Genomic DNA, 26,934 nt, shown 5'->3' on the forward strand with positions numbered 1-26,934 from the left:
ATATCGGTGCCGCTTCGGCGAAGTTGCCTGAGTGTTACGGCCGTCGGTGTTCGGGTGAGGTCAGGCCCAGCGAGCGCTTCAGGAAGTCCACCTGGAGCAGCAGCAGGTTCTCGGCGACCGTCTCCTGCGGGGTCATGTGCGTGACGCCGGACAGCGGGAGCACCTCGTGCGGGCGTCCGGCCGCCAGCAGGGCCGAGGACAGGCGCAGGGAGTGCGCGACCACCACGTTGTCGTCCGCCAGCCCGTGGATGATCATCATGGGCCGGTGCGGCTCTGCGGCGTCGACCAGGCCCTCGTCGTCGATCACCGAGTTGCGCCGGTAGACCTCCGGCTGCTCGTCCGGGTGGCCGACGTAGCGCTCCTGGTAGTGGGTGTCGTACAGCCGCAGGTCCGTCACCGGGGCGCCGACGATCGCCGCGTGGAAGACGTCCGGCCGGCGCAGCGCCGCCAGGGCCGCCAGATAGCCGCCGAAGGACCAGCCGCGGACGGCCACCCGGTCCAGGTCGAGCGGGAAGTCGGCGGCGAGTGCCTGGAGCGCGTCGACCTGGTCCTGGAGGACGACCGCGGCCACGTCGTCCTTGACGGCCTTCTCCCAGGCGGGGGAGCGCCCAGGGGTGCCCCGCCCGTCGGCGACGACCACCGCGAAGCCCTGGTCGGCGAACCACTGGGACGTGAGGTGGGCGTTGTGCGCGGCCACCACGCGCTGGCCGTGCGGGCCGCCGTACGGGTCCAGGAGCACCGGGAGGGGGGTGTCACCGTGGTAGTCCGTTGGCATAAGCACGGCGCACGGGACGCGGCGTGCGCCCCCTTGGGTGAGCGTCACGCGCGGGGACAAACCGGGGTCTTCGGCGTACGACGTCACGGTCGCCGTGGGCTTCCCGTCCCGCAGAACCTGTGCCCGTGCCCCCGGCCGGCCGAGCGTCGCGGAGACGAGAACGGTCACGCCCCCGGCGCGCACCGCCGAGTGCACGCCGGGCTCCTGCGAGACGCGCTCCACGCCGAGCTCGTTGACCCGGTACACGTGCACCTCGCCGGTCTCCGGGTCCGCCGCGCCCTCGCCCGCCGACGCGGAGACCAGCACGTCGTCGCCGGAGACGTCGAGTACCGCCCGCAGGTGCAACTGTGCCCCGGTGAGGGGTCGTTCCCCGACCGTCAGCACCCGCGCCCCGCCCTCGTCGGCGATCCGCACGAGCTGCCCGGACGGGCTCCAGCAGGGCACTCCGGGGAAGAGTTCCAGCCAAATCGGATCTTCGTCCGCGTGCACCATCCGGGTCGTCCCGGACTCCGTGTCCACGGCGAGGAACAGCTGACTGCGCTGGTCGCGCGCCTGTACGAGGATCAGTGGCGCACCCGCCGCTGACCAGTGCACCCGCGCCAGATACGGGTACCGCGCCCGGTCCCACAGGACCTCCGTGCGCCCCCCGTCCAGCCCGATCACGAACAGCCGTACGTCCGCGTTGGCGGTGCCCGCCGCCGGGTACGGGACGTGTTGTGGATCACGTCCGGGGTGGGCCGGGTCGGAGATCCACCAGCGCCTGACCGGTGTGTCGTCCACCCGCGCGACCAGCAGCCGGTCGGACTCCGGGCCCCACCAGAAGCCCCGCGCCCGCCCCATCTCCTCGGCGGCGATGAACTCGGCGAGGCCGTAGGAGACTCCGTCGCCGTCCGGATCGGCCAGCGCCCTGTCCCCGTCCCCCTCGGCGCCCACCACCCGCAGGGCACCCCGGGCGACGTACGCGACGTGCCGTCCGTCGGGGGAGGGGCGCGGGTCGATCACCGGCCCGGGGGCGGGGAGTTCGCGTGCCGTCCCCGCGCGCAGCTCGGCCGTGAAGAGCCGCCCCGACAGGGCGAAGGAGGCCAGTTCGACGGCGGCGTCGGTGGCGTACCCGACGATGCCGGCGCCGCCCTCGCGGCTGCGCTCGCGCCGCGCCCGCTCCACGGGCGACAGGCGTTCCTCGGCGCCGCCCAGGAGGGCGCGCGGGTCGGCGGCGACGCGCTCCCCGCCGTCCGCGACGTCGAGGACCCACAGGGAGTTGGCCCGGTCCGTACCGGAACCGGAGCGCAGGAAGGCGACCCGTGAACCGTCGGGTGCCACGGTGAACGAACGCGGCGCGCCGAGCGTGAACCGCTGGGTGCGGGCGTGCCGTTTGGGGAAGGAGTCGGACTCGGTCGTCATGCCCTGACCATATTGGCCATGCGCCCCCTTGTGCGGCCGTGCGCCGATCGATGCGCGCGTACGGATAGTTATGATCACTAGCGCATAGTGGGTATCAACTGGGTGCCCGCTGCGTGGATTTATCTGCTCCCGCGTACCGAAGCGTTCCGATAGTCCGACCGCGTCCGACCTTCCCATGTCCCTGGGTTCTTTGGAGGTGAGCCGCCGTGGCACTCTCGATTTCGGCGGTGGTGCTGCTGGCGATCATCGTCTTCCTGCTGGTCAAGAAGTCAGGACTGAAGGCCGGGCACGCAGTCGTCTGCATGCTGCTCGGCTTCTACCTGGCCTCCTCGACCGTCGCCCCCACGATCAGTGAGGTGACGTCGAACATCGCGGGGATGATCGGGAGCATCAACTTCTGACAGCCGGCTCAGCCCTGGGCGGCGACGTCCAGGGCCGTCCCGTACAGCCGGGAGACCCTGATCAGGATCACCACCCGGCGGTCGGGCAGCGGCCGCTCGCCCGGGGCCGCCCCGTCGGCCGGGTCCACGATCTCCGCCTCGCCCTCCGCCGCGGCGAACGACCAGACGTCCGGGCCGTCGACGTGCAGCGAGGCGTGCGGGTCGCGGCGCAGTTGGCGGACCTTGAGGCGGTCGGCGGTGGAGGAGACGCGCAGCACGCGTTCCTCGGCGTCCCACTCGTAGAGGACGGTCGACAGGTGTGGATGGCCGCTGCTCCTGACGCTCGCCAGCACGCCGAAGCGCTGCCGGCCCAACAGCCGGGAGAGCTCCTGGTCGGTGAGCGCCCGGGGGGCCGGGCCGTCGTTCCTGGTGGTGCCGGCGGGTACCTCGGCGTTCTCGCTCATGGTGATCGGCCTTCCTGCGGTCGGGAGGGGGACGAGGGGGCGGTTCAGGCGGCCGGGGAGCGGCCGGGGCGCGGTGCCCCGGCGGCCGGCTCCCGGGCGGCCTCCCGCTCGGGGCGCCGCAGCACGGTGAAGGCGACGGCGAACGCGGCGACCAGCAGGCCCGCGCCCACCGCGAAGGCGAGCCGGTAGCCGCCGGTCAGCGCCTCCGCGGCCGTCCGGCCGTCCGCCGCCAGGCGCTCGGTGCGGGCGGCGGCCAGCGTGGACAGGACCGCGACGCCCAGGGCCATGCCGATCTGCTGGGTCGTGTTGAACAGGCCGGACACGAGTCCGGCGTCCTCCTCGTCCGCGCCGGACATGCCGAGCGCGGTCAGGGCCGGCAGCGCGAGGCCGAAGCCCGCGGCGAGCAGCATGACCGGCAGGAGGTCGACGGGGTAACTGGCGCGGACGGGCACCCGGGTGAGGAGCCCGAGGACGCCGACGAGGAGCACGATGCCCGCCAGCAGGACGTTGCGCTCACCGAACCGGGCGTTGAGGCGTGCCGAGGCTCCCAGGGAGACCGCGCCGATGACGGCGGCCGCCGGGAGCATCGCGAGGCCGGTCCCGGCGGCACCGTATCCGAGCACCTTCTGGAGGTAGAGGGCGACGAGGACCTGGAAGGAGAAGAGCGCGGCGACCATCAGGACCTGGACCAGGTTGGCCGCGAAGACGCTGCGCGAGCGGAAGACCCTCAGCGGCATCAGCGGGTTCCTCGCGGTCGCCTGACGGGCGAGGAACGCGGCGATCAAGGCACCGGCGAGGGCGCCGGAACCGAGGGTGCGCCCCGAGCCCCAGCCGTACTCCTCGGCCTTGACGACCGTGTGGATGCCGAGCATCAGACCTGCGGTGACCAGAGCCGCGCCGGGAACGTCCGCACCCGCCCCGAAGCCGGCGCCGCGGTCACGGGGCAGGACGCGTACGGCGATCGCGAGGGCGGCGATGCCGATCGGCAGGTTGATGAAGAAGATCCAGTGCCAGGTGAACGCGTCGGTGAGGACCCCGCCGAGGACCTGCCCGATGGACGCGCCCGCCGCGCCGGTGAAGCTGAACACGGCGATGGCCCTGGCGCGCTCCCCGGCTTCGGTGAACAGCGTCACGAGGATGCCCAGACCGACGGCCGAGGCCATCGCGCTGCCGACGCCCTGCAGGAAGCGGGCGGCGATCAGTGCGGCGGGCGACGTGGCCACGCCGGCCAGCAGCGAGGCGGCGGTGAAGACGGCGATGCCGGCCAGGAACACGCGCCTGCGGCCGATCATGTCGCCGAGCCGCCCGGCCGGCAGGAGCAGGCTCCCGAAGGCGATGAGGTAGGCGTTGACGACCCAGCTGAGGCCGGCGGGGGTGAAGCCCAGGTCGTTCTGGATGACCGGCATCGCCACGGTCACGATGGACCCGTCGAGGACGATCATCAGCATCCCGGTGGCGATGACCCCGAGGGCGAGCCGGCGCGTACGCGGGTCGGAGGGAGGAGCGGGAGGGACGGGCGACGGTGCGGGGCCGGATATGGCGGACATGCGCTCTCCTGTCGGTCGAGGCGACAGGGGAGACCGTAGCAGATGGTTTTGTTGCAGACTATTTGTTTCGGCTCTACTTCGGCTGCCGTGCCCGGCGCGCGGAGCGCGGAGCCTCGACGGGGGTCGCCAGGCCGTCGCCGACCAGGTGGCCGAGAATCCGCAGCAGGACGTCCGCCTCCCCGTCGGGGAGCGTGGCCAGGGCCTCGCGGTGCACCCGGTCGACGATCTCCTGGCTCCGTCCGGCGACACGGGCGCCCTCGTCGGTGACGGCGATGATCCGGGCCCGCCGGTCCGTGCGGGAAGGGCGGCGCTCGGCCAGGCCCGCCTTCTCCAGGGCGTCCACCGTCACCACCATGGTGGTCTTGTCCATGTCGCCGATCTCGGCGAGCTGGATCTGGGTGCGCTCCTCCTCCAGGGCGTGCACGAGCACGCAGTGCATGCGGGTGGTCAGGCCGATCTCGGCGAGAGCGGCGGACATCTTGCTCCGCAGGACGTGGCTGGTGTGGTCGAGCAGGAACGACAGGTCGGGCTCGGTCCGCGAGGGTGTCATGGCGGTCATGTCCGCCAGCGTAGGCGCCGTCGTTCCGTGGCGGATTATCCGGTAGGGGACTTTCAGGGCGGGGCTGCCGAGGCGCTCCCGCCCCGGACCGTCCCCACGGACGGTCTCCCGCATGACGAGGACGGGCCCGCGGCCTCATAGGGTGGCCCCATGAAGGATCTCCCCGCCCGGCGTCTGCTGCTGGTGCACGCGCACCCGGACGACGAGTCGATCAACAACGGTGCCACCATGGCCAGGTACGCGGCCGAGGGCGCCCACGTGACCCTGGTGACCTGCACCCTCGGCGAGCGGGGCGAGGTCATCCCGCCCGGGCTCGCGCACCTGACCGGGGCCGCCCTGGGCGGGCACCGCAGGGGCGAACTGACGGAGGCGATGCGTGCGCTCGGCGTCGACGACTTCCGGCTGCTCGGCGGGCCCGGCCGGTACGCCGACTCCGGAATGATGGGCCTGCCCGACAACGACGACCCCGGCTGCCTCTGGCAGGCGGACCTCGACGAGGCCGCCGCCCTCCTCGTCGAGGTGATCCGCGAGGTGCGCCCCCAGGTCCTCGTCACCTACGACCCCGACGGCGGCTACGGCCACCCCGACCACATCCAGGCCCACCGCATCGCCATGCGCGCCGTGGAGCTGGCGGCCGACGCGGGCTGCCCGGTCGCCAAGGTCTACTGGAACCGCGTACCGCGCACCGTCGCCGAGGACGGTTTCGCCCGGCTCCGCGAGGACCTGCCCGGCCTGCCGTTCGAGAAGGCGGCCGGCGTCGAGGACGTGCCGGGCGTCGTGGACGACGGGCGGATCACCACCGAGATCCGCGCGGAGGGCACCCCGCACGCCGCCGCCAAGGCCGCGGCCATGCGCGCGCACGCCACGCAGATCACCGTGGCCGAGCCGTACTTCGTCCTCTCCAACGAACTGGCCCAGCCCCTCTTCACCACCGAGTACTACGAACTGGTGCGCGGCGAGCGGGCCGGTGACGGGGACGGGCGCGAGAGTGACCTGTTCGCCGGAACCGGGACCGGGGAGGCGTCGTGAGCGGACGTAACGAGCCGACGACCTCCGCCCTGGCACAGCCGCTGCGGCCGCCGTCCCCCGGGCGGGCCGCCCTCTACCTAGGGCTCCTCGTCCTCGGCGCGCTGACCGGCGTGGCGGGAGCACTCGTCCAGCCGGCCTGGTTCCCGGGCGGACTGCTGCTCGCGCTGGCCGCCGAGGCGGGACTCTGCCTCGGCGCAGGCCGGGCCGTGGGCCGCCGCGGCGCGGCCGTGGCACCCGCCGTCGGCTGGGCCGTCGCCGTGGTGCTGCTCACCGCCAGCCGCCCGGAGGGCGACTTCGTCTTCGCCGCGGGCAGCGGCTCGTACCTCTTCCTGCTCGGCGGTATCGCCGTCGCTGTGATGTGCGCCACCCTCGCGCCGGTTCGGCAACCGCACGGCGGCGGCGCCCGACTTGGCAAATGACGTACTACTTCGCCGTGGCACGGGCGTGCGAGTCCGGTGTGGGTTTCCCCGACAGTCACGGGATACGCGTGAGAAGTGGCCAGTATGGTGGTGCGCGCCGCCGGGCCGCCCGCTTTCTGGTGCGCCGGGCGGCGGAGCCAACCGGGAGAACCTGCCTTGAGTCGTGAAACTGACAGTCCGTCCTCCGGGCCCCACGGGCGCGGTGGAGCCGCGTACCCGTCGGGCACCCCGCCCTACGGGACCCCCGTGGCTTCCGGTGCCGGTGCGGACGCGGGCCGTTCGGCCACGCGGCCGGAGGAGCGCAAGACCGAGACGACGCTGACGACCCGGATCCGGATCAACATCCCCGGGTCGCGGCCCATTCCGCCGGTCGTCGTGCGCAAGCCCGTCGCGGACGCCGGGAGCGACGCCGGTGACCCGGAGACGGCCGAGCACCCCCAGCCGGGTGCCGCCGCGCCCGCGAACACCGCCGAGGCTCCCGCCGAGCCCGCCCAGCCGGCCGAGGACAAGCCGACCAGCGACTGGTTCGCGCCCCGCAAGTCCGCGCCGGGCAAGGGCGGTCAGGGCGGCGGTTCCACCAACGGTGCCGGTCTGCCCGGTGGTTCCGGAGCCGGCAGCGCCGGCCCGGGCACCGGTCCTGGTCCGGCGTCCCCGGGTGCCGGCACGGGCGCCGGTGCGCGGCCGGGCGGCGGGAGCGGCCGTCCCGGTGGCGTGGTCGGCTCCATGAGCGTGCCGGGGGGTTCCCGGTCCGGTTCCGGTTCCACCAACGGCGCCGGCCTGCCCGGCGCGACCGGCGGACCCGTGGCGCCCGGACACGGCGGCGGCACCGGTTCCTTCGACGTGACCGAGGCGCTGGCGGGAGGACCGCTCGGCGGCAACGGGACGCGCCCGGGCGGCGACGGCCCCGCCGAACGCGGCCGTGACGACCTGCCGTTCTCCCCGGAGGACGGGCGGGGCGAGCAGAGCTTCCCCGGCGGACCGGAGGCACGGACCGGCCGGAACCGGCAGCACGGACAGGCCGCCTTCGGTGGCGCCCAGGCGCCCGCGGGCCCGACGACCGGCCCGGTCACCGGCGACGGCCCGCCGGTGCCCCCGCTCGGCGGACCGGGCGCACCCGGACGGCCCGACGGCCGGCGCGGCCCCGCACCCACCGGCCTGCACGGCCCCGGCACCCTCGGCGCACCAGGCGCACCGGGCGCTCCGGGCGGAGCCCAGGGCCCCGGTGACGGCCCCGGCGCGCGTCCCGGGCCCGGCGGGGGGCTGAGCGACGACACCGCGATCCTCACCCCGCAGCGCCCCGCCCCGGAACCGCCGGACGGCGCCCGCCACGGCAACCCGGACAACGTCTCCGGCAACACCGTCACCAGCGGCATCCCCGTCGTACCCGGCGACCGCAACGGCCCGTTCCCCGCGGGGTCCCCCGACGGACCGCGCCCGCACACGCCCCCGCAGGCACCCGCGCCGGCCCCCGCGCCCCCGGCGGGCTCCGCCAAGCCGGCCGCCAGGAAGAAGGGCCGCGGGAAGCTCCCCCTGCTCGTCGGCGGCCTGATCGTCGTCGCCGGCGGTGCCTACGGCGCCGGCCTGCTGATGAACCACTCCGAGGTCCCCAAGGGCACCACCGTGCTCGGCGTCGACATCGGCGGCGGCTCGCGCGACGACGCCGTCGAGAAGCTGGACGCCGCCCTCGGCGACCGGGTGAACAAGCCGCTGAAGCTCACGGTGGGCGGCGGCGGCATCTCCCTCAAGCCGGACCAGGCGGGGCTCCAGTTCGACACCCAGGCCACGGCCAGCGCTGCGGCGACCAGCGACTACAACCCGGTCTCCGTGATCGGCTCGCTCTTCGGCAACCACCGTGTCGTCGACCCGGTGATGCCCGTCGACGAGGAGAAGCTGCACGCCGCCCTCCAGGACGCGGCGGGCGGCGCCGGCACGGCGACCGAGGGCACGATCAGGTTCGAGTCCGGCAAGGCCGTCCCGGTGTACGGCAAGGCGGGCAAGGGCATCGACGTGGCCAAGTCGACCGACGCCGTGGAGAAGGCGTACCGCGCCCAGGTGGAGACCGGCGCCTCCACCGCGGTGAACGTGCCGACGACCGACCGGCAGCCGACCGTCTCCGACGCGGAGGTCGACCGGATGATGAAGGAGTTCGCCGAACCGGCGATGTCCGGCCTGGTCACGGTCCGGACCGACGCCGTGCACACGGTCTCCTTCAGCCCCGGCAAGTCGCTGTGGAAGTTCCTCGCCGTCAAGCCGCAGAACGGCAAGCTGGTCGAGTACTACGACCAGGCCGCCCTGAAGGAGCTGTACGGCGACACCTTCGACGGCGTGCTCATCACCCGCGCCACCGGCCAGAAGACCCCGGTCACCGTCCAGGACGTGATCGGCGCCCTGCGCCCGGCGCTGAAGAGCACCGGCAACCGCGTCGGGGTCATCGACACCGACCCCAGCTGACGCACGGCCCGCACGCGAAGGGGGCACCCGGCAGGCGCCGGGCGGCCCCCTTCGCCGTGCCCGCGCCCGGAACGGGTGCCGTATGACATCTGTCATCCGCCATTCCGGACCGCCGACACTGCCGCGCACCCGGCCGCGGCGGCCACGATGGCTGCCATGACGACGACAGAGGCGGTCGGCTTCGACCGGGTGACCAAGAGCTACGGCGACGTCCGCGCCGTCGACGGCCTGACGCTCACCCTGCGCCCCGGCCAGACCGTGGCCCTGCTGGGGCCGAACGGGGCGGGCAAGTCGACCACCCTCGACCTGCTGCTCGGCCTCAAGCAGCCCGACACCGGGACCGTCCGGGTCTTCGGCACCGGCCCGCGCGAGGCCATCGTCGCCGGGCGCGTGGGCGCGATGCTGCAGAGCGGCGGGCTGATGGACGAGATCACCGTCGCCGAACTGGTCCGGCTCGGCTGCGCGCTGCACCCCAGGGCCTACCCGGCCGCCGACGTCCTGGCCCGGGCCGGCCTCACGAAGATCGCCGACCGCAAGGTCGACAAGCTCTCCGGCGGCCAGGCACAGCGCGTCCGCTTCGCGCTAGCCACCGCCGGCGACAGCGACCTGATCGTCCTGGACGAGCCCACCACCGGCATGGACGTCACCGCCCGCCAGGCCTTCTGGGCCACCATGCGCGACCAGGCCGACCAGGGCCGCACGGTCCTGTTCGCCACGCACTACCTGGAGGAGGCCGACGCCATCGCCGACCGGGTGCTCGTCCTGCACCGGGGCCGGCTGCTGGCGGACGGCACCGCCGCCGAGATCAAGGCCAGGGCCGGCGCCCGCAGGATCTCCTTCGACCTCGAAGGCGCGATCGACGAACAGGCGCTGCGCGCACTGCCGTTCCTGACGTCCCTCACCGTGTCCGGCCGGGCCGTCCGCATCCAGTCCTCCGACGCCGACGCCACCGTCCATGCCGCGTACGGCCTCGGCCTGTACCCCCGCAATCTCGAGGTCGCCGGCCTCGGACTCGAGCAGGCCTTCGTCGCCATCACCGCCGCAGAGGAGGCCAGGCAGCCGTGAACAGCCTGATCAAGCTGGAACTCACCCGCGCCCTGCGCAACCGCAAGTTCCTGTTCTTCTCGGTGATCTACCCCTCGGCCCTGTTCCTGCTCATCGCCGGCAGCGCCGACGCCACCACCGAGGTCGACGGCACCGGCCTGACCCTGCCGACCTTCTTCATGGTCTCCATGGCCTCCTTCGGCGCGCTGACCGCCGTACTGATGGGCAACAGCGAACGCATCGCCAAGGAGCGCGAGAGCGGCTGGGTACGGCAGTTGCGGCTGACCGCGCTCCCGGGCCGCGGCTACGTCCTCGCCAAGACCGCGAGCGCCGCCGTCGTCAGCCTGCCCTCCATCGTCATCGTCTTCGTCGTCGCCGCGGCCGTGAAGGGCGTACGCCTGGACGCCTGGCAGTGGCTCGCCCTGACCGGTGCCATCTGGGCGGGCAGCCTGGTCTTCGCCGCGCTCGGCGTCGCCATCGGCTACCTGGCGAGCGGGGACGCGGTCCGCCCGATCACGATGATCGTGTACTTCGGCCTGTCCATGCTCGGCGGCCTGTGGATGCCCACGACCACGTTCCCGGGCTGGCTCCAGAAGATCGCCGAATGGCTGCCCACGCACGCGTACGCTGCCCTGGGGCAGGCGATCGAACAGAGTCACGCCCCGCACGCACAGGATCTCGCCGTCCTCGCCGTCTCGTTCGTGCTCTTCACAGGCGGCGCGGCGTGGCTCTACCGGAAGGACACGCTGAAGGCGTGAGCGGCGTCGGCATCGGGCAACGCCCGGAGAACCGCAGGCAGCAGGCCGTCAAGGTCATGTGGACCGCCATCTGGCTGGCCTACCTGGGCGCCCCCGTCAGCGACCTGCTGCACGGCGGTCACGCCGTGGGTGTCCAGATCCTCGGCTGGCTCGGTCTCCTAGTCTTCGTGACCTGGTACATGCTGCTGCTCTTCCGCACCGGCCGCGGCGACCGGACCCGCGTCGTCCTCGGCTCCCTGGCCGTCCTCGCGGCCCAGTCCACGGTCCTCGCCCTCACCCTGGGCCGCGAGTGGCTCGTCCTGTTCGTCTACGTGTCGATCGCGTCCGGTGCCGCCCTGCCGCTGCGGCTGGCCCGCTGGACGATCCCGGGCGCCTCGGCCCTGCTGACGGCGCTCGCGCTCGCGGTGCCCGGCGGGACCTCCTTCATCGCCGGCCTGCTGCTCCCGGCGCTGCTGGGCGGCTTCGCCATGACCGGCGTACGCGAGCTGATCCGGACGACGATCGCGCTGCGCGAGGCCCGTGCCACCGTCGCCCACCTCGCCGCCAACGAGGAACGGCTGCGGCTCGCCCGCGACCTGCACGACCTGCTCGGCCACTCGCTGTCCCTGATCACGCTGAAGAGCGAACTGGCCGGCCGCATGCTCCCCGGCCACCCGGACAAGGCCGCCCAGCAGGTCGCCGACATCGAACAGGTCAGCCGCCAGGCCCTCGTCGACGTCCGGGAGGCCGTCACCGGCTACCGGCGTGCCCGCCTGACCGCCGAACTCGCCGGGGCACAGGTCGCGTTGACCGCCGCCGGCGTGGTCCCGGAGCTGCCCGCCGAACCGGATCTCACCGGGGTCCCCGAGGAGTCCGAGTCGGCCCTCGCCTGGGCCCTGCGCGAGGCGGTCACCAACGTCGTCCGGCACAGCGGCGCCCGACGCTGCACGGTGGAGCTGCTCACGCGCCACACCCTCGACGGGCGCGTGCTCGAACTGTCGGTGGAGGACAACGGCTCCGGCGGCCCCGGACCCGCGCAGGCCCCCGGCAACGGGCTGACCGGACTGGCCGAGCGCCTCGAGAAGGCGGGCGGCGAGCTGGAGTCCGGCCGCGTCCGGCACGGATTCCGGCTGGTCGCCCGCGTGCCGGCCGGCGCGGTCGCGGACGTAGGATCCGGGGCATGAGCCCCACGATCAAGGTCCTGCTGGCGGAGGACCAGGCCATGGTCCGCGAGGCACTGGCCGCCCTGCTCGGCCTGGAGGAGGACATCGAGGTCGTCGCCCAGGTGGCGCGCGGCGACGAGGTACTGGCGGCCGCCCGCGAACACGGCGTGGACGTGGCGCTGATGGACATCGAGATGCCGGGCGCGACCGGCATCGAGGCGGCGGCCCTGCTGCACCGCGAGCTCCCGTCGGTGAAGCTGATCGTCCTCACCACCTTCGGCCGCCCCGGCTATCTGCGCAGCGCCATGGAGTCGGGCGCGGACGCCTTCCTGGTCAAGGACGCCCCGGCGGCCCAACTGGCCGAGGCCGTACGTAAGGTGCTGGCGGGGGAGCGGGTCATCGACCCCACCCTCGCGGCGGCGGCCCTCGCCGAGGGGGCCAACCCCCTGACCGACCGCGAGCGCGAGATCCTGCGCGCCGCGTCCGACGGCTCCACCAACGCGGAACTCGCCAAGGCCCTCCATCTGTCCCAGGGCACGGTCCGCAACTACCTCTCCACAGCCATCCAGAAGTTGGCCGCCCGCAACAGAGCGGAGGCGGTCCGCATAGCAAGAGAGAAGGGCTGGCTGTAGCCCCACCGGCCCTCCGGCGCAACCTGCGGGCAGTCGTGCACTCGCCCCATCCCGCCTTCGCAGCCTGCGGGCAGTCGTGCACTCGCCCCGCCCTCCCCGCAGCCTGCGGGCAGTCGTGCACCCACCCCGCCCTCCCCGCAGCCTGCGGGCTGGCGTGCACCCACCCCGCCCCCCCCTCAGCCTGCGGCTGTCGTGCACCCACCCCGCCCCGCAGCCTGGGGGCAGTCGTGCCTCCCCCAGTGCCTGAACGGCCTGGGAGGTGCCCCCAGGGTCGGCACGGGTGGGCGCAGGCAGCACCCCGCAGCGCCGGGCCGCGGGCCCCGCTCCCCGCTCACCGGACCGGCGTTCAGTTCAGCAACGCCCGAGCCGCCCGCGCCTCCCCCCGCACCTTCTCCGCCGCCCCCTCGTCCACCACCCCGACGACGTCGGCATACGCGTCCAACTCCACCGCCCCCGCCACGAACTCCCCCCGCCGCACCAGCAACTGCGCTCGCTCGTACCGCAACCGCGCCGCATGCGACGGCAACAGCAGCGCCAGCTCGATCGCCCACAGCCCCACGTCCGACCGCTCCGGACGGGCCGCCGCCCACGCCCGCACGTTGTTCAGGATCCGCGACACCACGTCCAACGGCGCCGCGGGCTCCAGCATCGACGGATCCAGCCCTGCCCCCGTCGCCCCCGCCACCAGCACCTCCGCGTCGTTCCCGCTCAGCACCCGCCCCCCGTCGAACGGATCGGCGAGCACCCGGTCACCCTCCGGCCCGAACCCGACCACGAAGTGTCCCGGCAGCGCGACCCCGTACACCGGAGCCCCCGCACGCCGGGCCACCTCCAGCCACACCACCGACAGCAGGATCGGCAGCCCCCGCCGGCGCCGCAGCACCTCGTGCAGCAACGACGACTCCAGGCGCCGGTAGTCCGCCGCGACCCCGTGGAACCCGTACCGCTCCCCGAGCAGGTCCCGCAGCGCGACCGCCCAGGCCCGCGGCGAACCCGGCCGGAACGGCACCTGACCGGCCAGCCGGTCGAGCTCCATCTGCGCGGCGTCCAGACCCGCCTCGTCCAGCCCGCCGTCCGCCACGGCGCCCAGCAGCAGGCACAGCATCGACAGATCGGGCCGCTCGGACCGCGCCTCTTCGGCGAACCGGCGCCGCACCTCGGCGGAACGCTCCGGCGGGGGCGGATGGGGAAGGTGACGCATATCGGGCTCGTGCCCTCTCACGGCAGTCAGCGAACGACGGACGAACAGCGAACGACGGACGAACAGCGAACGACGGCCGGCCCTCAGCCCCGCTCCACCCGCGCGTCGCCCTCGGGCGCGCGGTAGTGGTGGTACGCGTGGTGCGCCGAGAACCCCATCCCGGCGTACAGCGCCCGCGCCCCCGCGTTGTCCTCCTCGACCTGGAGCCACGCCGCCGAGGCGCCCTCGTCGAGCGCCCGCCGGGCCAGCGCGGCCATGACCTCGGTGGCGAGCCCCCGTCGCCGCTGCCCGGGATCGACCTCGACGGCCGCGAAGGAGGCCCACCGCCCGTCCACGACGCACCGCCCGATCGCGGCGGGCGCCTCCGTCCCGGGCGTCCCCGCCCCCGGCACCGTCGCGAACCACACCGACGGCCCACTGTTCAGCACCCGCAGCGCCACGTCACTCAGGCCCTTGCGCCGGTACCGGCCGAGCCACGCCTCGCCGGCCTCCCGGGACAGCACCACACCGGTCCCCTCGGCCCGGTCGGCGACCGGCGCCAGGCCGCCGGTCCACACCTCCGCCGTCACCTCCCGCACCCAGCCCCGTCGCTCCAGCTCCGCGCACAGCAGTTCCTGTGTGCCCTCGGCCCCCGTGGCGGTCTGAACGTACGCGGGCAGGCCGCGCTCGCCGTACCAGCGGCGTACGGCGGCCAGCGCGTCGTCGAGCGGCATCCCCGGATCGCCGAGCGGCAGCACGGAGTTGGCCCGTCGGGTGAACCCGGCGGCCGCCCGCAGCTCCCACTCACCGAGCCACTCGCTCTCCACCGGCCGCCAGGCCCTCGCGGCGGCCCGCGCCAGCTCGTCGTAGGACGCCGCGGGGCCACGCCGACGCGCCGGGGCGGACGGCACCACCTTCCCCGCCACCAGCGTGGATTCCGCGATCCGGACCGACTCGCCACTCTTCCGTGTGATCAGCAGCACACCCTTGTCCCATGATGTGAGAACGCCGACCGTGTCGGTGAACTTCTCACCTGCGACACCAGGTTCGCTCAAGCGCCGCACGGAGACTCGTTTGCCCACGTCAGCAGCCGTAATGCGGACTTCGAGTCGCCCGGCGGCAGAGATTTCCACGGGTCGGTCCACCCCTCCTGTTCGGATCATGCCCAAGAACGGAGATACTAGGGGCGGGCATCGACGACGCCGCGCTCCCGCGCGCCAGGCGGCGGAGCCTGAGGAGGCCCGCCAGCGCCCTATCGAGGAGGAACGACAGCGTGACCTACGTCATCGCGCAGCCTTGTGTCGACGTGAAGGACAAGGCGTGCATCGAGGAGTGCCCGGTCGACTGCATCTACGAGGGCCAGCGGTCCTTGTACATCCACCCGGACGAATGCGTCGACTGTGGTGCCTGTGAGCCGGTCTGCCCGGTCGAGGCGATCTTCTACGAGGACGACACTCCGGAGGAGTGGAAGGACTACTACAAGGCGAACGTCGAGTTCTTCGACGAGCTCGGCTCGCCCGGCGGCGCCAGCAAGCTGGGTCTGATCGAGCGCGACCACCCCTTCGTCGCCGCGCTGCCGCCGCAGAACCAGTAACGGCGGCCCGCACGCGCGCCGCCTCGGTCCCGTACGGCCCGGTCACCCCGATCGGCGCCGCACGGGACCGAGGCGTTTGCCGTACCGGGCGCCCACGACGAAAGTGAGCCAGTAACGTGTCCGCAGTCTCCGACCGCTTGCCCACCTTCCCCTGGGACAAGCTGGAGCCGTACAAGAAGACGGCCGCCGCGCATCCGGACGGGATCGTCGACCTCTCCGTCGGCACCCCGGTCGACCCGGTCCCCGAGCTGATCCAGAAGGCCCTGATCGACGCGGCGGACTCCCCGGGATACCCGACCGTCTGGGGCACGCCGGCACTGCGCGACGCGATCACCGGCTGGGTCGAGCGCCGCCTCGGCGCCCGGGACGTCACCCACCGCCACGTCCTGCCGATCGTCGGCTCCAAGGAACTCGTCGCCTGGCTCCCGACCCAGCTGGGCCTCGGCCCCGGCGACCGGGTCGCCTTCCCGCGCCTCGCCTACCCGACGTACGAGGTCGGCGCGCGCCTGGCCCGTGCCGAGTACGAGGCGTACGACGACCCGACCGAGCTGGACCCGGCGGGTCTGAAACTCCTCTGGCTCAACTCCCCGTCCAACCCGACCGGCAAGGTCCTCTCGCAGGCCGAGCTGGCCCGGATCGTCGCCTGGGCCCGCGAGCACGGCATCCTCGTCGTCTCCGACGAGTGCTACCTCGAGCTGGGCTGGGGGGCCGACCCGGTCTCGGTGCTGCACCCGGACGTCAACGGCGGCTCCTACGACGGCCTCGTCGCCGTCCACTCCCTCTCCAAGCGCTCCAACCTCGCGGGCTACCGCGCGGCCTTCCTGGCCGGCGACCCGGCCGTCCTGGGCCCGCTCCTGGAGATCCGCAAGCACGGCGGCATGATGACCGCGGCGCCGACGCAGGCGGCCGTGGTGGCCGCTCTCGGCGACGACGAGCACGTCCGCGTCCAGCGCGAGCGGTACGCGGCCCGCCGCGCGGCCCTGCGCGAGGCGCTGCTCGGTCACGGCTTCCGCATCGAGCACAGCGAGGCCAGCCTCTACCTGTGGGCCACCCGCGACGAGTCCTGCTGGGACACGGTCGCCCACCTGGCCGAGCGCGGCATCCTCGTGGCCCCCGGCGACTTCTACGGCCCGGCGGGCGAGAACTTCGTCCGCGTCGCCTTCACCGCCACGGACGCCCGCGTGGCCGCAGCGGTGAGCCGCCTGTAGCGCGACGGGGTCCGGGCAGGAACCCGGACCCCGTCGCCACACCGACCGGCGGCAGCCGCCGTCAGCGCAGCGGCAGCGTCTGCGCCGGCAGCGCGCCGCCCGCCGGCAACCCGCCCTTCGTGGCCGTCGAGGCGGTGTCGCCGAGGAGGTCCCCGGCCGAGGACGCCGCGTCGCCCGCGGTCTTCTGCGCCACGGGCGTGGCCTTCTTGACGGCCGAGCCGCCGGTCTTGCCGGCGGCGGGCACGGCCTTCTTCACGGCCTTGCCGCCGGTGTCACCCGCGGTCTTGGTGACGTGCTGGACGGCGCCGTCCGCGGTCGCCCCGTCCAGCGCGGTCAGCCCGCCGAGGTTCGGGGTGGCCGGCAGCCCGGGAGCCGCGCTGGCGGAGCCGGCCGCACCGACCCCGGCAGCCGCTCCCGCAGCGACGAGCAGCGCGGCACGGGCGATCCGGCGGGTCAGGGGGAGGGACATGATGCTCCTTCGACGGAAGTCAACGATGAGGTTCCGACCTCGCCCGGCGGGTGAACGCCGGGCTCGGACGCAGTGACTACCGCTCGAAGTCCGCGAAGGTTGCGGCGGCGCGACGTAAAGAGTTGGCAATGCGTCGCATTATCGGTTGCCCTGAAAAGCGGGCAAAAGGGCTCCGCCCGGAAAGCCTGCCGAATCCTTACAGCTCTTTGTTCTCCGGGGTTCCGGGAGTTTTCGGGGTGACGACGCGAAAACGTGCGCACACCGCCGGCCTCATGCCGGTGCGACTACCTCTCGCAGGGGACGGTTCGCACTACCGCGCGGACGTGATCCGGACCGAACCCGTGCCCTGTTCGGCACCGTGTGTGCCGGTCCCGCCCGTCGCGTACCACTTGCTGTCGGTGTTCCCGGCGGTCCACTGCCGGCCGGCGTAGGTGACCCGCTCGATGCGCAGCGCGGACGCGTTGGCCACCGCCCAGTGCGCCAGCTGCCAGCCGCGCCGCTCGGCGCTCCGGTCCGTGCCCGAGCCGTGGCCGTCGCCCACGGGCAGGGTCACGGTCCGCCCGTCGGAGCCGCCGCGCGCGTCCGGGGACGCCGAGGGGCCGGACTCCGTCGAAGCGCCCACCTCCGCGCCGGCCGGCCGGAGCACATCGCGCCCGAAGTCCCGCACGAGCGCCGCCCGTACCGCGTCCGGCCCTTCCGCCCGGTGCGCGCCGGGGCGCCCTTCGCAGGTCAGCGTCGCCGCGGACCGCCCGGTCAGGGCCGCCGCCAGCAGCGTGGCGTCCGGCTCGTGCTTGGCGTACGCGTCGGGGAAGCCGCTGCGCTGCACGCGCTGCGCGGCGACCGTCAGGGGGAGGCGCGTGTAGCCGGGCACCTCGGCCAGGTGGTCGTAGAACACGCCCGCCGAGTAGGCCGGGTCCATGATCTCCCTCGCGGTGCCCCAGCCCTGCGAGGGCCGCTGCTGGAACAGGCCGAGCGAGTCGCGGTCGCCGTAGTCGATGTTGCGCAGCCCGGACTCCTGCAGCGCGGTCGCCAGGGCGATCGTCACCGCCCGTTCGGGCAGGTCGCGCGCGGTGCCCACCGCGGTGATCGTCGCCGCGTTCACCGCCTGCTCCGGCGTGAACTCGTAGGCCGTACGGTCGTCGTCGCCCGAGACGACCTTGCAACCCGGCGCGCCGCCGGTGACGTACTGGACCGTGAGGTAACCGGCGACCGCGAGCAGGACCACGAAGGCGGCCCCGGCACGGAGGAGGCGGCCGCGGCGTTTGCGGGTGGGGGACGGCTCAAGCACGCGTACAAGGTACTGGAGAGTAGGGCTCCTGGGACCCTGGTGCGGATGATGCGGGAGGGCACCGCCCGTGACCCGGCGGGTAGGGTCGACGGCATGGCCGATACCCCGCTTGACCTCACGCTGGACGCCGCGGAGCTCACCGCGCGGCTCGTCGACTTCCCCTCCGAGAGCGGCTCCGAGAAGCCCCTGGCGGACGCGATCGAGAGCGCGCTGCGCGCCCTGCCGCACCTGACGGTCGACCGGTACGGCAACAACGTCGTGGCCCGCACGGACCTGGGCCGGACGGAGCGCGTGATCCTCGCCGGGCACATCGACACCGTGCCGATCGCCGAGAACGTCCCCTCCCGGCTGGACGAGGACGGCGTCCTGTGGGGCTGCGGCACCTGCGACATGAAGGCGGGCGTCGCCGTGCAGCTGCGCATCGCGGCCACGGTCCCGGCCCCCAACCGCGACCTGACCTTCGTCTTCTACGACAACGAGGAGGTCGCCGCCGACCTCAACGGCCTGAAGCACGTCGCCGAGGCGCACCCCGAGTGGCTGGAGGGCGACTTCGCGGTGCTCCTCGAACCGTCGGACGGCCAGGTGGAGGGCGGCTGCCAGGGCACCCTGCGGGTGCTGCTGAGGACCACGGGGGAGCGCGCGCACTCCGCCCGCAGCTGGATGGGCTCCAACGCCGTCCACGCCGCCGCCCCCATCCTCGCGCGCCTGGCGGCGTACGAGCCGCGGTACCCGGTGATCGACGGCCTGGAGTACCGCGAGGGCCTGAACGCGGTGGGCATCACGGGCGGTGTCGCGGGCAACGTGATCCCCGACGAGTGCGTGGTCACCGTCAACTTCCGCTACGCCCCGGACCGCAGCCCCGAGGACGCCCTCGCCCACGTCCGCGAGGTCTTCGAGGACTGCGGGGTGGCGGAGTTCGTGGTCGACGACCACAGCGGCGCGGCCCTGCCGGGTCTGTCCCACCCGGCCGCGGCGGCCTTCATCGAGGCGGTCGGCGGCACCCCGCAGCCGAAGTACGGCTGGACGGACGTGTCACGCTTCTCCGCGCTCGGCGTTCCGGCGGTCAACTACGGCCCCGGCAACCCGCACCTGGCGCACAAGCGGGACGAACGCGTCGAGACGGCGAAGATCCTCGCGGGGGAGGAGCGACTGCGGTCCTGGCTGACGGCATGATCCGTTCCGGGTTTACACCGCTGCGTGCCGGACATGCTGAGGTCCCCCGTACGTAACCCGCGTCGATCTACGCTGAGGTGGAACCACCTGCACACGGAGGGAGCGCACATGCCTACAGGCAACCCGGAGGGCAAGAAGCAGCCGCCGGAGGAGCAGCGCCTGGGCCCTGTCCTCCGACGGCGGGACCAGGTCCAGGGGAGCACCACGGACCAGCGCCTGCTGGACGAGCGTGCCCCCACGGACTGGGTCCACACCGACCCCTGGCGCGTCCTGCGGATCCAGTCCGAGTTCATCGAGGGCTTCGGCACGCTCGCCGAACTCCCGCCCGCGATCAGCGTCTTCGGCTCCGCCCGCACGCCCGTCGACTCGCCGGAGTACGAAGCCGGCGTCCGGCTGGGCCGCGGCCTGGTCGACGCGGGCTTCGCGGTCATCACCGGCGGCGGGCCGGGGGCGATGGAGGCGGCCAACAAGGGCGCGCTGGAGGCGAAGGGCATCTCGGTCGGCCTCGGCATCGAACTGCCCTTCGAGCAGGGCCTCAACCCGTACGTCGACATCGGGCTGAACTTCCGTTACTTCTTCGTCCGCAAGATGATGTTCGTGAAGTACGCCCAGGGCTTCGTGGTCCTGCCCGGTGGCCTCGGCACCCTCGACGAACTCTTCGAGGCGCTCACCCTGGTGCAGACCCAGAAGGTCACCCGCTTCCCCATCGTCCTCTTCGGCTCGGAGTACTGGGGCGGCCTGGTCGACTGGCTCCGGGGCACCCTGGTGGCCCAGGGCAAGGCGGCGGAGAAGGACCTGCTGCTGTTCCACGTCACGGACGACGTGGACGAGGCCGTCGCCCTGGTCTCCAAGGAGGCGGGCCGCTAGCCCGGAAACGCGAGCCCGACACGGAACGGGAACGCGAGCCCGCCCCCGACGCGGACGCAAGCCCGGCACGGTGCGGGGAGGCGAGCCCGGCACGGTACGGGAACGTAAGCCCACCCGCGACGCGGACGCAGGCCCGGCACGTTGCCGGGACGCGAGCCCGGCAGGGGTGCAGGGGACGCAGTCCCCGCCGGGGTCCGGGGGCGGAGCCCCTGGTGGGGTCGAAGGGGCGAAGCCCCTGGGACGGGAAGGGTACGGGCGGCGGGGGCGAGAAAAACCCCCACGCCCGCCCCACGCCCCGCCCGCCCCGCCTATGCCAGCCCCCGCCGAGCCACCGCAGGCGCCCGGTGCCCGGCGATCGTCGCCACCATGTCCAGCACCTGCCGCGTCTCCGCCACCTCGTGCACCCGGTACACCCGCGCCCCCAGCCACGCCGACACCGCCGTCGTCGCCAGCGTCCCCAGCACCCGCTCCTTCACCGGCCGGTCCAGCGTCTCCCCGACGAAGTCCTTGTTGGACAAGGACACCAGCACCGGCCACCCCGTCTCCACCATCTCCCCGAGCCGCCGCGTCGCCTCCAGGCTGTGCCGCGTGTTCTTCCCGAAGTCGTGCCCGGGATCGATCAGCACCGACTCCCGCGGCACCCCCAGCGCCACCGCCCGCTCGGCCAGCCCCACCGTCACCTCGAGGATGTCGGCCACCACGTCGCCGTACGTCACCCGGTGCGGCCGCGTCCGCGGCTCGGCGCCGCCGGCGTGCGTGCACACCAGGCCCACCCCGTACCGCGCCGCCACCTCCGCCAGCTTCGGGTCGACACCGCCCCACGCGTCGTTCAGCAGGTCCGCCCCGGCCTCGCACACGGCCTCGCCGACCTCGTGCCGCCACGTGTCCACGCTGATCACGACGTCCGGGAACCGCCGCCGCACCTCCGCGACGAAGCCCACGGTCCGCCGCGCCTCCTCCTCGGCCGACACCTCGTCGCCGGGCCCGGCCTTCACCCCGCCGATGTCGATGATCGCGGCCCCCTCGGCCACGGCCTGCTCCACGCGCGCGAGCGCCGGCTCGTCGCGGAAGGTGGCGCCCTGGTCGTAGAAGGAGTCCGGGGTCCGGTTCACGATCGCCATGATCACCGGCTCGTGCGGCGCGAACTCACGCCTGCCCAGCCTGAGCATCCCCTGTGACATCTCCTCGCCCATACCGTCCCTCATGTCCCGCTCCGGCTCCGACGTCCCGCTCTTCGGTGTCCGCCCGCGTCCTTCGACCGCCTGCGATCGACCGCCTGCGATCCCGACTGTCAGACTCGCATGGCACGATCGGACCCGACACAACGACTCCGATCCAATCAGCCGACGCGCTCCGTCGAACGCACCGTGCGATCGCAGCGCTCGTTCCGACCATGGGGGCCCCAGCGATGGTCATGTTCCTCTTCCTCGTCGTCGCGCTCGCCGTCGTGGTCGCCGCGGTGACGCTCGCCGTGGTGAGCGGCGGCGACAGCGGACCGCTGCCCGAGGCCGCCCCCGAGCAGCTGCGGGACTCCCTGCCCCCGGACCGGCCGGTGGCCCGCGGGGACGTGGAGCGGCTCCGCTTCCCGCTCGTCGTGCGCGGCTACCGCATGGCGGACGTCGACGACGCCCTCGGCCGCCTCGGCGCCGAGCTGTCCGAGCGCGACGCCCGCATCGCCGACCTGGAGTCCGCGCTGGCGGGCGCCCGGGCCGCCGCCCACCACGCCGGCCCGGACAAGCCGGCCCAGGAGGAGCAGCAGTGAGCGCCGGTGAGGCCGTCGCCGGCCCGGACGGCGCGCTGCGCTGCCCCTGGGCCCTGTCCACCGCGGACTACGTGACGTACCACGACGAGGAATGGGGCCGCCCGGTCCACGGGGACGACGCCCTGTTCGAGCGGCTCAGCCTGGAAGCCTTCCAGTCCGGCCTGTCCTGGATCACCATCCTGCGCCGCCGCACCGGCTTCCGCGCGGCCTTCGCGGACTTCGAGATCGCCTCGGTCGCCGAGTTCACCGACGAGGACCGCGAGCGGCTGCTCGCCGACCCGGGCATCATCCGCAACCGCGCCAAGGTCGACGCGACCCTCGCCAACGCGCGCGTACTGACCGGCTGGGCCCCGGGCGAGCTGGACGAGCTGATCTGGTCCCACGCCCCCGACCCGGACGGCCGCCCGGTGCCGAAGACCCTCGCCGACGTCCCGGCCGTCACCCCGGAGTCGACGGCCCTGTCGAAGGCCCTGAAGAAGCGGGGCCTGCGCTTCGTCGGCCCCACGACGGCGTACGCGCTGATGCAGGCGTGCGGACTGGTCGACGACCACCTGGCCACCTGCGTGGCCCGGCGGGCCTGAGCGGCGCGGACCCCGCCCGCGCCGCCCGCGGCCGGCTCAGCGCCCCAGGTAGACCGGCTTCTCCTTGTCGACGAAGGCCCGCACCGCGATGCCGTGGTCCTGCGACTGCCCCGCCCGCGACTGGAGCTCGTCCTCCTTCTCCAGCGTCTCGGAGAGCGAGTGCGTCAGCCCGTACGCCATCGACTCCTTCAGCGCCGCGTAGGCCACCGTCGGCCCCTCGGCCAGGGCCCGTGCCGTGCGCTCCGCCTCGGCGCGCAGGTCGGCGGCCGGGACGACCCGGTTGGCGATGCCCAGCTCGTACGCCTCCTGGGCCTTGACGCTCCGCGGGAACAGCAGCAGGTCGGCGGCGCGCCCGGGGCCCACCACGCGCGGCAGCGTCCAGGAGACGCCCGAGTCGGCGGTCAGCGCGACACCCGCGAACGACGTGTTGAACGCCGCCGTCTCCGCGACGATCCGGTAGTCGGCGGCGAGCGCGAAACCGAAGCCCGCCCCGGCCGCCACCCCGTTCACGGCGGCGACGACCGGTTTGGGCGCCTCGGCCAGCGCCCGGACGATCGGGTTGTAGTGCTCGCGGACCGTGCTCATGGTCCGGCCCTCGCCGGTCTCCCGGTCGGCGGCCAGCAGCCCGATGTGCTCCTTGAGGTCCTGGCCGACGCAGAACGCCCGCTCCCCGGCCGCCGTCAGCAGCACCGCGCGCACGGCGCCGTCCGCCGCGGCGGCGCGCACCACGTCCCGGAGCGCGATCTTGGTCTCGATGTTCAGCGCGTTCATCGCCTCGGGGCGGTTCAGCGTGATCGTCGCGAGCCCGTCGCTCACCTCGTAGAGCACGGTGTCGGCCATGGATATCCCCTCCGCGTCGCGGCTTGTGTCTGCAGGACAGCATGACGGAGATCACCGGCGGCGGACCGCCGCGGGGGTGTGACCTCCGTCAAAGAATTCCGGTCCGTATCCATTCGGTCGGAGTGGGGCGGGGCGCGCAGTATCGCAGTCACATCGCCGAATTGAGTGGTTTTGCTCGCGCGCGTTGCCCAAGCGATGCCGACCGATGTTGGTCATCGGGTCCTGGGATGCGGGATAATGGCTGGGAAGCAATGTGTTCGATGCCGGTGTCGCGCGTCCAAGCCGGACTGCGCGTGCCCTCACGGGCCGTCGGCGGTGACGGTGAGCTGGTATCAGGAAGGGGAACGAGCATGGCGGCCATGAAGCCGCGGACGGGCGATGGCCCGCTCGAGGTGACCAAGGAGGGGCGGGGCATCGTCATGCGCGTTCCGCTCGAAGGCGGCGGTCGACTCGTCGTCGAGCTGACCCCCGACGAGGCCGACGCGCTCGGCGACGCCCTCAAGAAGGTCGTCGGCTGACGCGCAAGCGACCATACCCGTTCAGTCGCCCCGGTGCCGTACCTGGTGCCGGGGCGATTGTTTTCCCGGTTCTCTCCTGCTTTCCGGGATGTCCCCGGACGGTTTCGCCGCTTTTCCCGAAGGCCTGTCACCGCTTCCCCGCGCCGGGCTACCGCTTCACCGCGCACAGCAGCCCGTCGCCCACCGGCAGCAACGACGGCACCAGTTCCTGACTCTCCCGCACCGCGCGCAGCACCTCCCGCAGCCGCAGCACCTCGGTGGGCTGCGGTCCGGAGTCGATCGTCCTGCCGGTCCCGAAGACACCCTCGAAGGCGACGAGGCCCCCTGGGCGCAGCAGGCGCAACGATTCGGCGAGGTAGTCCAGGTACTCCAGCCGGTCGCCGTCGCAGAAGACGAGGTCGTAGCCGGCGTCCGCCAGCCGGGGCAGGACGTCCAGGGCGCGGCCCGGGATGAAGCGGGCCCTGTTGCTGGCGAACCCCGCGGCCCGGAAGGCCTGCCGGGCGAACTGCTGGTGCTCCGGCTCCGGGTCGACGGTGGTCAGGACCCCGTCCGGCCGCATGCCCTGCAGCAGGTGGATCCCCGACACGCCGCAGCCGGTACCGATCTCCGCGACCGCCTTGGCGTCCACGGCGGCGGCGAGCAACCCGAGCGCCGACCCCGTGCCGGGCGTCACCGAGCGCAGGCCCGCCTCGCAGGCCCGGTCGCGCGCCCAGCGCAGCGCGTCGTCCTCGGCGACATAGGCGTCGGCGAACGCCCAGCTCGTCTGCCGGTTGCCGGTAATGACCCTCTCCTGTCCCCGTCGTTGCCTCGGCGTGACTGTATCCGTTGGCGTCGGGAACCCGCAGATGGGACCGGTCGTTTAAAGGGGTACGGGAAGACACGGCAGAGCGGTCGGTACGGCGACGGGGGCAGCGGATGGGCAGGGGCACCGAGCAAGTGCTGACGCAGCCGTACGAGCGGTACCAGCTCAGATCAAATTCTCGTAAAACCGCTTATCCGGAGCTAACGGGCGAGGTGGCTATGGTAGGGGCTCCACTGGACACCACCAGAGCCGACAGGGGAGGTGCGGCCGTACCTGTGGATCGGGGAGGAGTGCTGCGGCGCTTTCTCGGATCGGCGGGCAGGCCGAAATCCGTGAACGACACCGCTGCTGACCACAGCCACGCCACTGGTCCTGCCTCAGGACCCGCCCAGACCGCGACCTTCACCAGCGACGCGGACGGGCAGGCGTGGACTCCGCCCACCTGGGAGGAGATCGTCAGCACGCACAGCGGCCGGGTCTACCGCCTCGCCTACCGCCTCACCGGTAACCAGCACGACGCCGAGGACCTCACCCAGGAGGTCTTCGTCCGAGTCTTCCGGTCCCTGTCGACCTACACGCCGGGCACCTTCGAGGGCTGGCTGCACCGCATCACCACCAATCTGTTCCTGGACATGGTGCGCCGCAAGCAGCGCATCCGCTTCGACGCGCTCGGCGACGACGCGGCCGAGCGGCTGCCCAGCAAGGAGCCGAACCCGCAGCAGGTCTTCCACGACGCCCACTTCGACGCGGACGTCCAGCAGGCGCTGGACACCCTCGCCCCCGAGTTCCGCGCGGCCGTCGTGCTGTGCGACATCGAGGGGCTGTCGTACGAGGAGATCGCCGCGACCCTCGGCGTCAAGCTCGGCACCGTCCGCTCCCGCATCCACCGGGGCCGCTCCCAGCTGCGCAAGGCCCTCGCGCACCGCTCCCCGCAGGCCCGCGCCGAGCGCCGCTCCTTCGTGGCCCGTGTTCCCGCACTGGGAGGAGGGGGCACGAGCGCGTGAGTGGGTCACGGCCGAAACCGGAGGGACACCTCGCGGAGCAGCACCTGGGAGACCGACTCTCGGCCCTCGTGGACGGAGAGCTCGGTCACGACGCGCGTGAGCGCGTGCTGGCGCACGTGGCGACCTGCCCGAAGTGCAAGGCGGAGGTCGACGCGCAGCGCCGTTTGAAGAACGTCTTCGCGGCCGCCGCCCCGCCGGCCCCGTCCGAGAGCTTCCTGGCCCGCCTCCAAGGGCTGCCGGGCGGCGGCGACACGGACGGGCACGGCTCGCCGCTGAGTGGCGGAGGCTTCTCCGACCCGATGCCCGGGAAGTTCGAGTTCGGTTACGTTCCCGCCCGCCCGCACTCCTCCCCGCTGTCGTCCTCGCCGGCGGACCGGGGTTTCCGGATCCACGACGTGACCCGGCACGAGTCGGAGCGGTCGGCCTCGCGCGGGATGCGGTTCGCGTTCGTCGCCGCGGGGGCGGTGTCGCTGGCCGCGATCGCGCTGGGCGGTGTCACCCTCGGCACGCCCGACACCACCACGGAGGCCCGGGGTTCCGGCACCGGCAGCAATGTGACGCCGCTGGGCACCCAGGGCGCGGGAGCGAGCAAGACGCCGGAGAACCAGCGCCGCCGCTCGCTCGGCCCGCTGCTCGGACAGGCCCAGGGCCAGCGGGCGTCCGAGACCCTTGCGGCCCCGACGGAGGTGTCCGCGCCGCTGCTGCCCGGCCTGCCGGCCCCCGCGGTCGCCGACCCACGGCAGCAGGCCGTGCGGGCCCTGACCACGCCGGTCACGGTCGGCGCGGTCGCGGTGTCCCCGCTGATACGGCCGCTGGACGCGGTTCCGCCGCTCGCCCTGGCCGCCTGGCCGTCGCAGTCCGTGGTCGAACCGCCCGGTCTGTTCACCGCACCCGCCCCCGATCCGCTCTCCTCCCCCCGGGCCTCGGCGCTTCCCACCGCGTCCCACCGTCCGGCCCCCTGAGGGGATCTGCGCGCCGGCACCCGGACCTGATTGAATCCGGGTTGGCGCCAGAGCCCTTGGAGCCGACGATCTGCGGCCAGGTGCG

At 73.4% G+C, this 26,934-nt stretch carries 28 protein-coding genes; 17 read left to right on the plus strand and 11 right to left on the minus strand.

Annotation, left to right across the window (positions count from 1 at the left end):
* Positions 1–34: 34 nt before the first annotated feature.
* On the minus strand, positions 35–2,176 hold the full coding sequence (locus tag ACGF3H_RS34725; protein WP_362486977.1) for a prolyl oligopeptidase family serine peptidase: 2,142 nt from the start codon (positions 2,174–2,176) through the stop codon (positions 35–37).
* A 206-nt stretch (positions 2,177–2,382) separates the two neighbouring features.
* Here ACGF3H_RS34725 and ACGF3H_RS34730 point away from each other — a divergent pair, with 206 nt between their 5' ends.
* Entirely contained in the window at positions 2,383–2,577 is a 195-nt protein-coding gene (locus tag ACGF3H_RS34730; protein WP_189228818.1) for a hypothetical protein, read from the plus strand.
* Between the two features lie 8 nt (positions 2,578–2,585).
* Here ACGF3H_RS34730 and ACGF3H_RS34735 read toward each other — a convergent pair whose 3' ends face one another.
* The 3 genes from ACGF3H_RS34735 to ACGF3H_RS34745 all read right to left on the minus strand — a co-directional run bounded on the left by ACGF3H_RS34735 (position 2,586) and on the right by ACGF3H_RS34745 (position 5,126).
* The gene (locus ACGF3H_RS34735; protein WP_362486976.1) at positions 2,586–3,020 is read right to left on the minus strand and encodes a pyridoxamine 5'-phosphate oxidase family protein; all 435 of its coding nucleotides are present in this window, start codon (positions 3,018–3,020) and stop codon (positions 2,586–2,588) included.
* Positions 3,021–3,064: 44 nt separating this feature from the next.
* Complete coding sequence (locus ACGF3H_RS34740) at positions 3,065–4,567, minus strand: MFS transporter (RefSeq protein ID WP_362486974.1); 1,503 nt, start codon at positions 4,565–4,567, stop codon at positions 3,065–3,067.
* Between the two features lie 73 nt (positions 4,568–4,640).
* On the minus strand, positions 4,641–5,126 hold the full coding sequence (locus tag ACGF3H_RS34745; protein ID WP_362486972.1) for a MarR family winged helix-turn-helix transcriptional regulator: 486 nt from the start codon (positions 5,124–5,126) through the stop codon (positions 4,641–4,643).
* A 150-nt stretch (positions 5,127–5,276) separates the two neighbouring features.
* On the opposite strand from ACGF3H_RS34745, the gene mshB reads away from it, so the two are divergent.
* The 7 genes from mshB (at position 5,277) to ACGF3H_RS34780 (ending at position 12,601) form a co-directional block, all read left to right on the plus strand.
* The gene (gene mshB, locus ACGF3H_RS34750; RefSeq protein ID WP_362486970.1) at positions 5,277–6,155 is read left to right on the plus strand and encodes an N-acetyl-1-D-myo-inositol-2-amino-2-deoxy-alpha-D-glucopyranoside deacetylase; all 879 of its coding nucleotides are present in this window, start codon (positions 5,277–5,279) and stop codon (positions 6,153–6,155) included.
* Positions 6,152–6,574 carry a DUF6113 family protein gene (locus ACGF3H_RS34755; protein WP_362486968.1) on the plus strand — a complete coding sequence of 141 codons (423 nt, stop codon included), beginning with the start codon at positions 6,152–6,154 and terminating at the stop codon, positions 6,572–6,574. Before mshB ends, ACGF3H_RS34755 begins: the two co-directional genes overlap by 4 nt.
* A 156-nt stretch (positions 6,575–6,730) precedes the next feature.
* The gene (locus ACGF3H_RS34760) at positions 6,731–9,025 is read left to right on the plus strand and encodes a hypothetical protein (protein WP_362486966.1); all 2,295 of its coding nucleotides are present in this window, start codon (positions 6,731–6,733) and stop codon (positions 9,023–9,025) included.
* 156 nt (positions 9,026–9,181) lie between these two features.
* A complete protein-coding gene (locus tag ACGF3H_RS34765) occupies positions 9,182–10,090 on the plus strand; it encodes an ABC transporter ATP-binding protein (RefSeq protein WP_362486964.1) in 909 nt (302 codons plus the stop codon).
* On the plus strand, positions 10,087–10,827 hold the full coding sequence (locus ACGF3H_RS34770) for an ABC transporter permease (RefSeq protein ID WP_362486962.1): 741 nt from the start codon (positions 10,087–10,089) through the stop codon (positions 10,825–10,827). Before ACGF3H_RS34765 ends, ACGF3H_RS34770 begins: the two co-directional genes overlap by 4 nt.
* On the plus strand, positions 10,824–11,990 hold the full coding sequence (locus ACGF3H_RS34775; protein WP_362486960.1) for a sensor histidine kinase: 1,167 nt from the start codon (positions 10,824–10,826) through the stop codon (positions 11,988–11,990). The genes ACGF3H_RS34770 and ACGF3H_RS34775 overlap by 4 nt, the downstream gene beginning before the upstream one ends.
* Positions 11,987–12,601, plus strand: coding sequence for a response regulator transcription factor (locus tag ACGF3H_RS34780; RefSeq protein ID WP_362486958.1), 615 nt, complete (start codon positions 11,987–11,989; stop codon positions 12,599–12,601). Before ACGF3H_RS34775 ends, ACGF3H_RS34780 begins: the two co-directional genes overlap by 4 nt.
* Before the next feature lie 346 nt (positions 12,602–12,947).
* On the opposite strand, the gene ACGF3H_RS34785 is transcribed toward ACGF3H_RS34780, so the two are convergent.
* Positions 12,948–13,802, minus strand: coding sequence for a transglutaminase-like domain-containing protein (locus ACGF3H_RS34785; RefSeq protein ID WP_362486955.1), 855 nt, complete (start codon positions 13,800–13,802; stop codon positions 12,948–12,950).
* 83 nt (positions 13,803–13,885) lie between these two features.
* Positions 13,886–14,914: a GNAT family N-acetyltransferase gene (locus tag ACGF3H_RS34790; protein ID WP_362486953.1), complete on the minus strand. Its 1,029-nt coding sequence runs from the start codon at positions 14,912–14,914 to the stop codon at positions 13,886–13,888.
* Between the two features lie 140 nt (positions 14,915–15,054).
* On the opposite strand from ACGF3H_RS34790, the gene fdxA reads away from it, so the two are divergent.
* Together fdxA and ACGF3H_RS34800 are read left to right on the plus strand one after the other, a co-directional pair.
* Positions 15,055–15,375: a ferredoxin gene (gene fdxA / locus ACGF3H_RS34795; RefSeq protein ID WP_003973842.1), complete on the plus strand. Its 321-nt coding sequence runs from the start codon at positions 15,055–15,057 to the stop codon at positions 15,373–15,375.
* A 116-nt stretch (positions 15,376–15,491) separates the two neighbouring features.
* Positions 15,492–16,583 (plus strand): bifunctional succinyldiaminopimelate transaminase/glutamate-prephenate aminotransferase, encoded by a 1,092-nt coding sequence (locus ACGF3H_RS34800; protein ID WP_362486951.1) that lies wholly within the window; start codon positions 15,492–15,494, stop codon positions 16,581–16,583.
* A 61-nt stretch (positions 16,584–16,644) separates the two neighbouring features.
* On the opposite strand, the gene ACGF3H_RS34805 is transcribed toward ACGF3H_RS34800, so the two are convergent.
* Positions 16,645–17,052 carry an ATP-binding protein gene (locus ACGF3H_RS34805; RefSeq protein WP_362486949.1) on the minus strand — a complete coding sequence of 136 codons (408 nt, stop codon included), beginning with the start codon at positions 17,050–17,052 and terminating at the stop codon, positions 16,645–16,647.
* A gap of 310 nt (positions 17,053–17,362) precedes the next feature.
* Complete coding sequence (locus tag ACGF3H_RS34810) at positions 17,363–18,340, minus strand: heavy metal transporter (protein ID WP_362486947.1); 978 nt, start codon at positions 18,338–18,340, stop codon at positions 17,363–17,365.
* Between the two features lie 93 nt (positions 18,341–18,433).
* Between ACGF3H_RS34810 and dapE the strand changes: the two genes are divergently transcribed.
* Positions 18,434–19,513, plus strand: a complete 1,080-nt coding sequence (gene dapE, locus ACGF3H_RS34815; RefSeq protein WP_362486945.1) for a succinyl-diaminopimelate desuccinylase — start codon at positions 18,434–18,436, stop codon at positions 19,511–19,513.
* 108 nt (positions 19,514–19,621) lie between these two features.
* Positions 19,622–20,380, plus strand: coding sequence for a TIGR00730 family Rossman fold protein (locus ACGF3H_RS34820; RefSeq protein WP_362486943.1), 759 nt, complete (start codon positions 19,622–19,624; stop codon positions 20,378–20,380).
* A 308-nt stretch (positions 20,381–20,688) separates the two neighbouring features.
* Here the strand turns inward: ACGF3H_RS34820 and folP are convergent, their stop codons facing one another.
* A complete protein-coding gene (gene folP / locus ACGF3H_RS34825) occupies positions 20,689–21,549 on the minus strand; it encodes a dihydropteroate synthase (RefSeq protein WP_362487230.1) in 861 nt (286 codons plus the stop codon).
* A 239-nt stretch (positions 21,550–21,788) separates the two neighbouring features.
* Here folP and ACGF3H_RS34830 point away from each other — a divergent pair, with 239 nt between their 5' ends.
* Together ACGF3H_RS34830 and ACGF3H_RS34835 are read left to right on the plus strand one after the other, a co-directional pair.
* A complete protein-coding gene (locus tag ACGF3H_RS34830; RefSeq protein ID WP_362487228.1) occupies positions 21,789–22,142 on the plus strand; it encodes a DivIVA domain-containing protein in 354 nt (117 codons plus the stop codon).
* On the plus strand, positions 22,139–22,723 hold the full coding sequence (locus ACGF3H_RS34835) for a DNA-3-methyladenine glycosylase I (RefSeq protein ID WP_362486941.1): 585 nt from the start codon (positions 22,139–22,141) through the stop codon (positions 22,721–22,723). Before ACGF3H_RS34830 ends, ACGF3H_RS34835 begins: the two co-directional genes overlap by 4 nt.
* 36 nt (positions 22,724–22,759) lie before the next feature.
* On the opposite strand, the gene ACGF3H_RS34840 is transcribed toward ACGF3H_RS34835, so the two are convergent.
* The gene (locus tag ACGF3H_RS34840; RefSeq protein WP_362486939.1) at positions 22,760–23,563 is read right to left on the minus strand and encodes an enoyl-CoA hydratase-related protein; all 804 of its coding nucleotides are present in this window, start codon (positions 23,561–23,563) and stop codon (positions 22,760–22,762) included.
* Between the two features lie 350 nt (positions 23,564–23,913).
* Here ACGF3H_RS34840 and ACGF3H_RS34845 point away from each other — a divergent pair, with 350 nt between their 5' ends.
* Complete coding sequence (locus ACGF3H_RS34845) at positions 23,914–24,081, plus strand: DUF3117 domain-containing protein (RefSeq protein ID WP_003966491.1); 168 nt, start codon at positions 23,914–23,916, stop codon at positions 24,079–24,081.
* Positions 24,082–24,229: 148 nt separating this feature from the next.
* Here ACGF3H_RS34845 and ACGF3H_RS34850 read toward each other — a convergent pair whose 3' ends face one another.
* Entirely contained in the window at positions 24,230–24,928 is a 699-nt protein-coding gene (locus ACGF3H_RS34850; RefSeq protein WP_308032459.1) for an O-methyltransferase, read from the minus strand.
* Positions 24,929–25,215: 287 nt separating this feature from the next.
* On the opposite strand from ACGF3H_RS34850, the gene sigE reads away from it, so the two are divergent.
* Both sigE and ACGF3H_RS34860 read left to right on the plus strand, forming a co-directional pair.
* On the plus strand, positions 25,216–25,887 hold the full coding sequence (sigE, locus tag ACGF3H_RS34855) for an RNA polymerase sigma factor SigE (RefSeq protein ID WP_362486937.1): 672 nt from the start codon (positions 25,216–25,218) through the stop codon (positions 25,885–25,887).
* On the plus strand, positions 25,884–26,849 hold the full coding sequence (locus ACGF3H_RS34860; protein ID WP_362486935.1) for a zf-HC2 domain-containing protein: 966 nt from the start codon (positions 25,884–25,886) through the stop codon (positions 26,847–26,849). The genes sigE and ACGF3H_RS34860 overlap by 4 nt, the downstream gene beginning before the upstream one ends.
* Positions 26,850–26,934: the final 85 nt, after the last annotated feature.

The organism is Streptomyces sp. NPDC048185 (assembly GCF_043202495.1).
In the GTDB taxonomy this organism is placed as follows: domain Bacteria; phylum Actinomycetota; class Actinomycetes; order Streptomycetales; family Streptomycetaceae; genus Streptomyces.

Coding starts and splice junctions, on each gene's coding strand:
- ACGF3H_RS34725 (WP_362486977.1), bottom strand. CDS start 2,176: ATGACGACCGAGTCCGACTCCTTCCCCAAACGGCACGCCCGCACCCAG.
- ACGF3H_RS34735 (WP_362486976.1), bottom strand. CDS start 3,020: ATGAGCGAGAACGCCGAGGTACCCGCCGGCACCACCAGGAACGACGGC.
- ACGF3H_RS34740 (WP_362486974.1), bottom strand. CDS start 4,567: ATGTCCGCCATATCCGGCCCCGCACCGTCGCCCGTCCCTCCCGCTCCT.
- ACGF3H_RS34745 (WP_362486972.1), bottom strand. CDS start 5,126: ATGACCGCCATGACACCCTCGCGGACCGAGCCCGACCTGTCGTTCCTG.
- mshB (WP_362486970.1), top strand. CDS start 5,277: ATGAAGGATCTCCCCGCCCGGCGTCTGCTGCTGGTGCACGCGCACCCG.
- ACGF3H_RS34765 (WP_362486964.1), top strand. CDS start 9,182: ATGACGACGACAGAGGCGGTCGGCTTCGACCGGGTGACCAAGAGCTAC.
- ACGF3H_RS34780 (WP_362486958.1), top strand. CDS start 11,987: ATGAGCCCCACGATCAAGGTCCTGCTGGCGGAGGACCAGGCCATGGTC.
- ACGF3H_RS34785 (WP_362486955.1), bottom strand. CDS start 13,802: ATGCGTCACCTTCCCCATCCGCCCCCGCCGGAGCGTTCCGCCGAGGTG.
- ACGF3H_RS34805 (WP_362486949.1), bottom strand. CDS start 17,052: ATGTCCCTCCCCCTGACCCGCCGGATCGCCCGTGCCGCGCTGCTCGTC.
- dapE (WP_362486945.1), top strand. CDS start 18,434: ATGGCCGATACCCCGCTTGACCTCACGCTGGACGCCGCGGAGCTCACC.
- ACGF3H_RS34820 (WP_362486943.1), top strand. CDS start 19,622: ATGCCTACAGGCAACCCGGAGGGCAAGAAGCAGCCGCCGGAGGAGCAG.
- folP (WP_362487230.1), bottom strand. CDS start 21,549: ATGCTCAGGCTGGGCAGGCGTGAGTTCGCGCCGCACGAGCCGGTGATC.
- ACGF3H_RS34830 (WP_362487228.1), top strand. CDS start 21,789: ATGGTCATGTTCCTCTTCCTCGTCGTCGCGCTCGCCGTCGTGGTCGCC.
- ACGF3H_RS34840 (WP_362486939.1), bottom strand. CDS start 23,563: ATGGCCGACACCGTGCTCTACGAGGTGAGCGACGGGCTCGCGACGATC.
- ACGF3H_RS34845 (WP_003966491.1), top strand. CDS start 23,914: ATGGCGGCCATGAAGCCGCGGACGGGCGATGGCCCGCTCGAGGTGACC.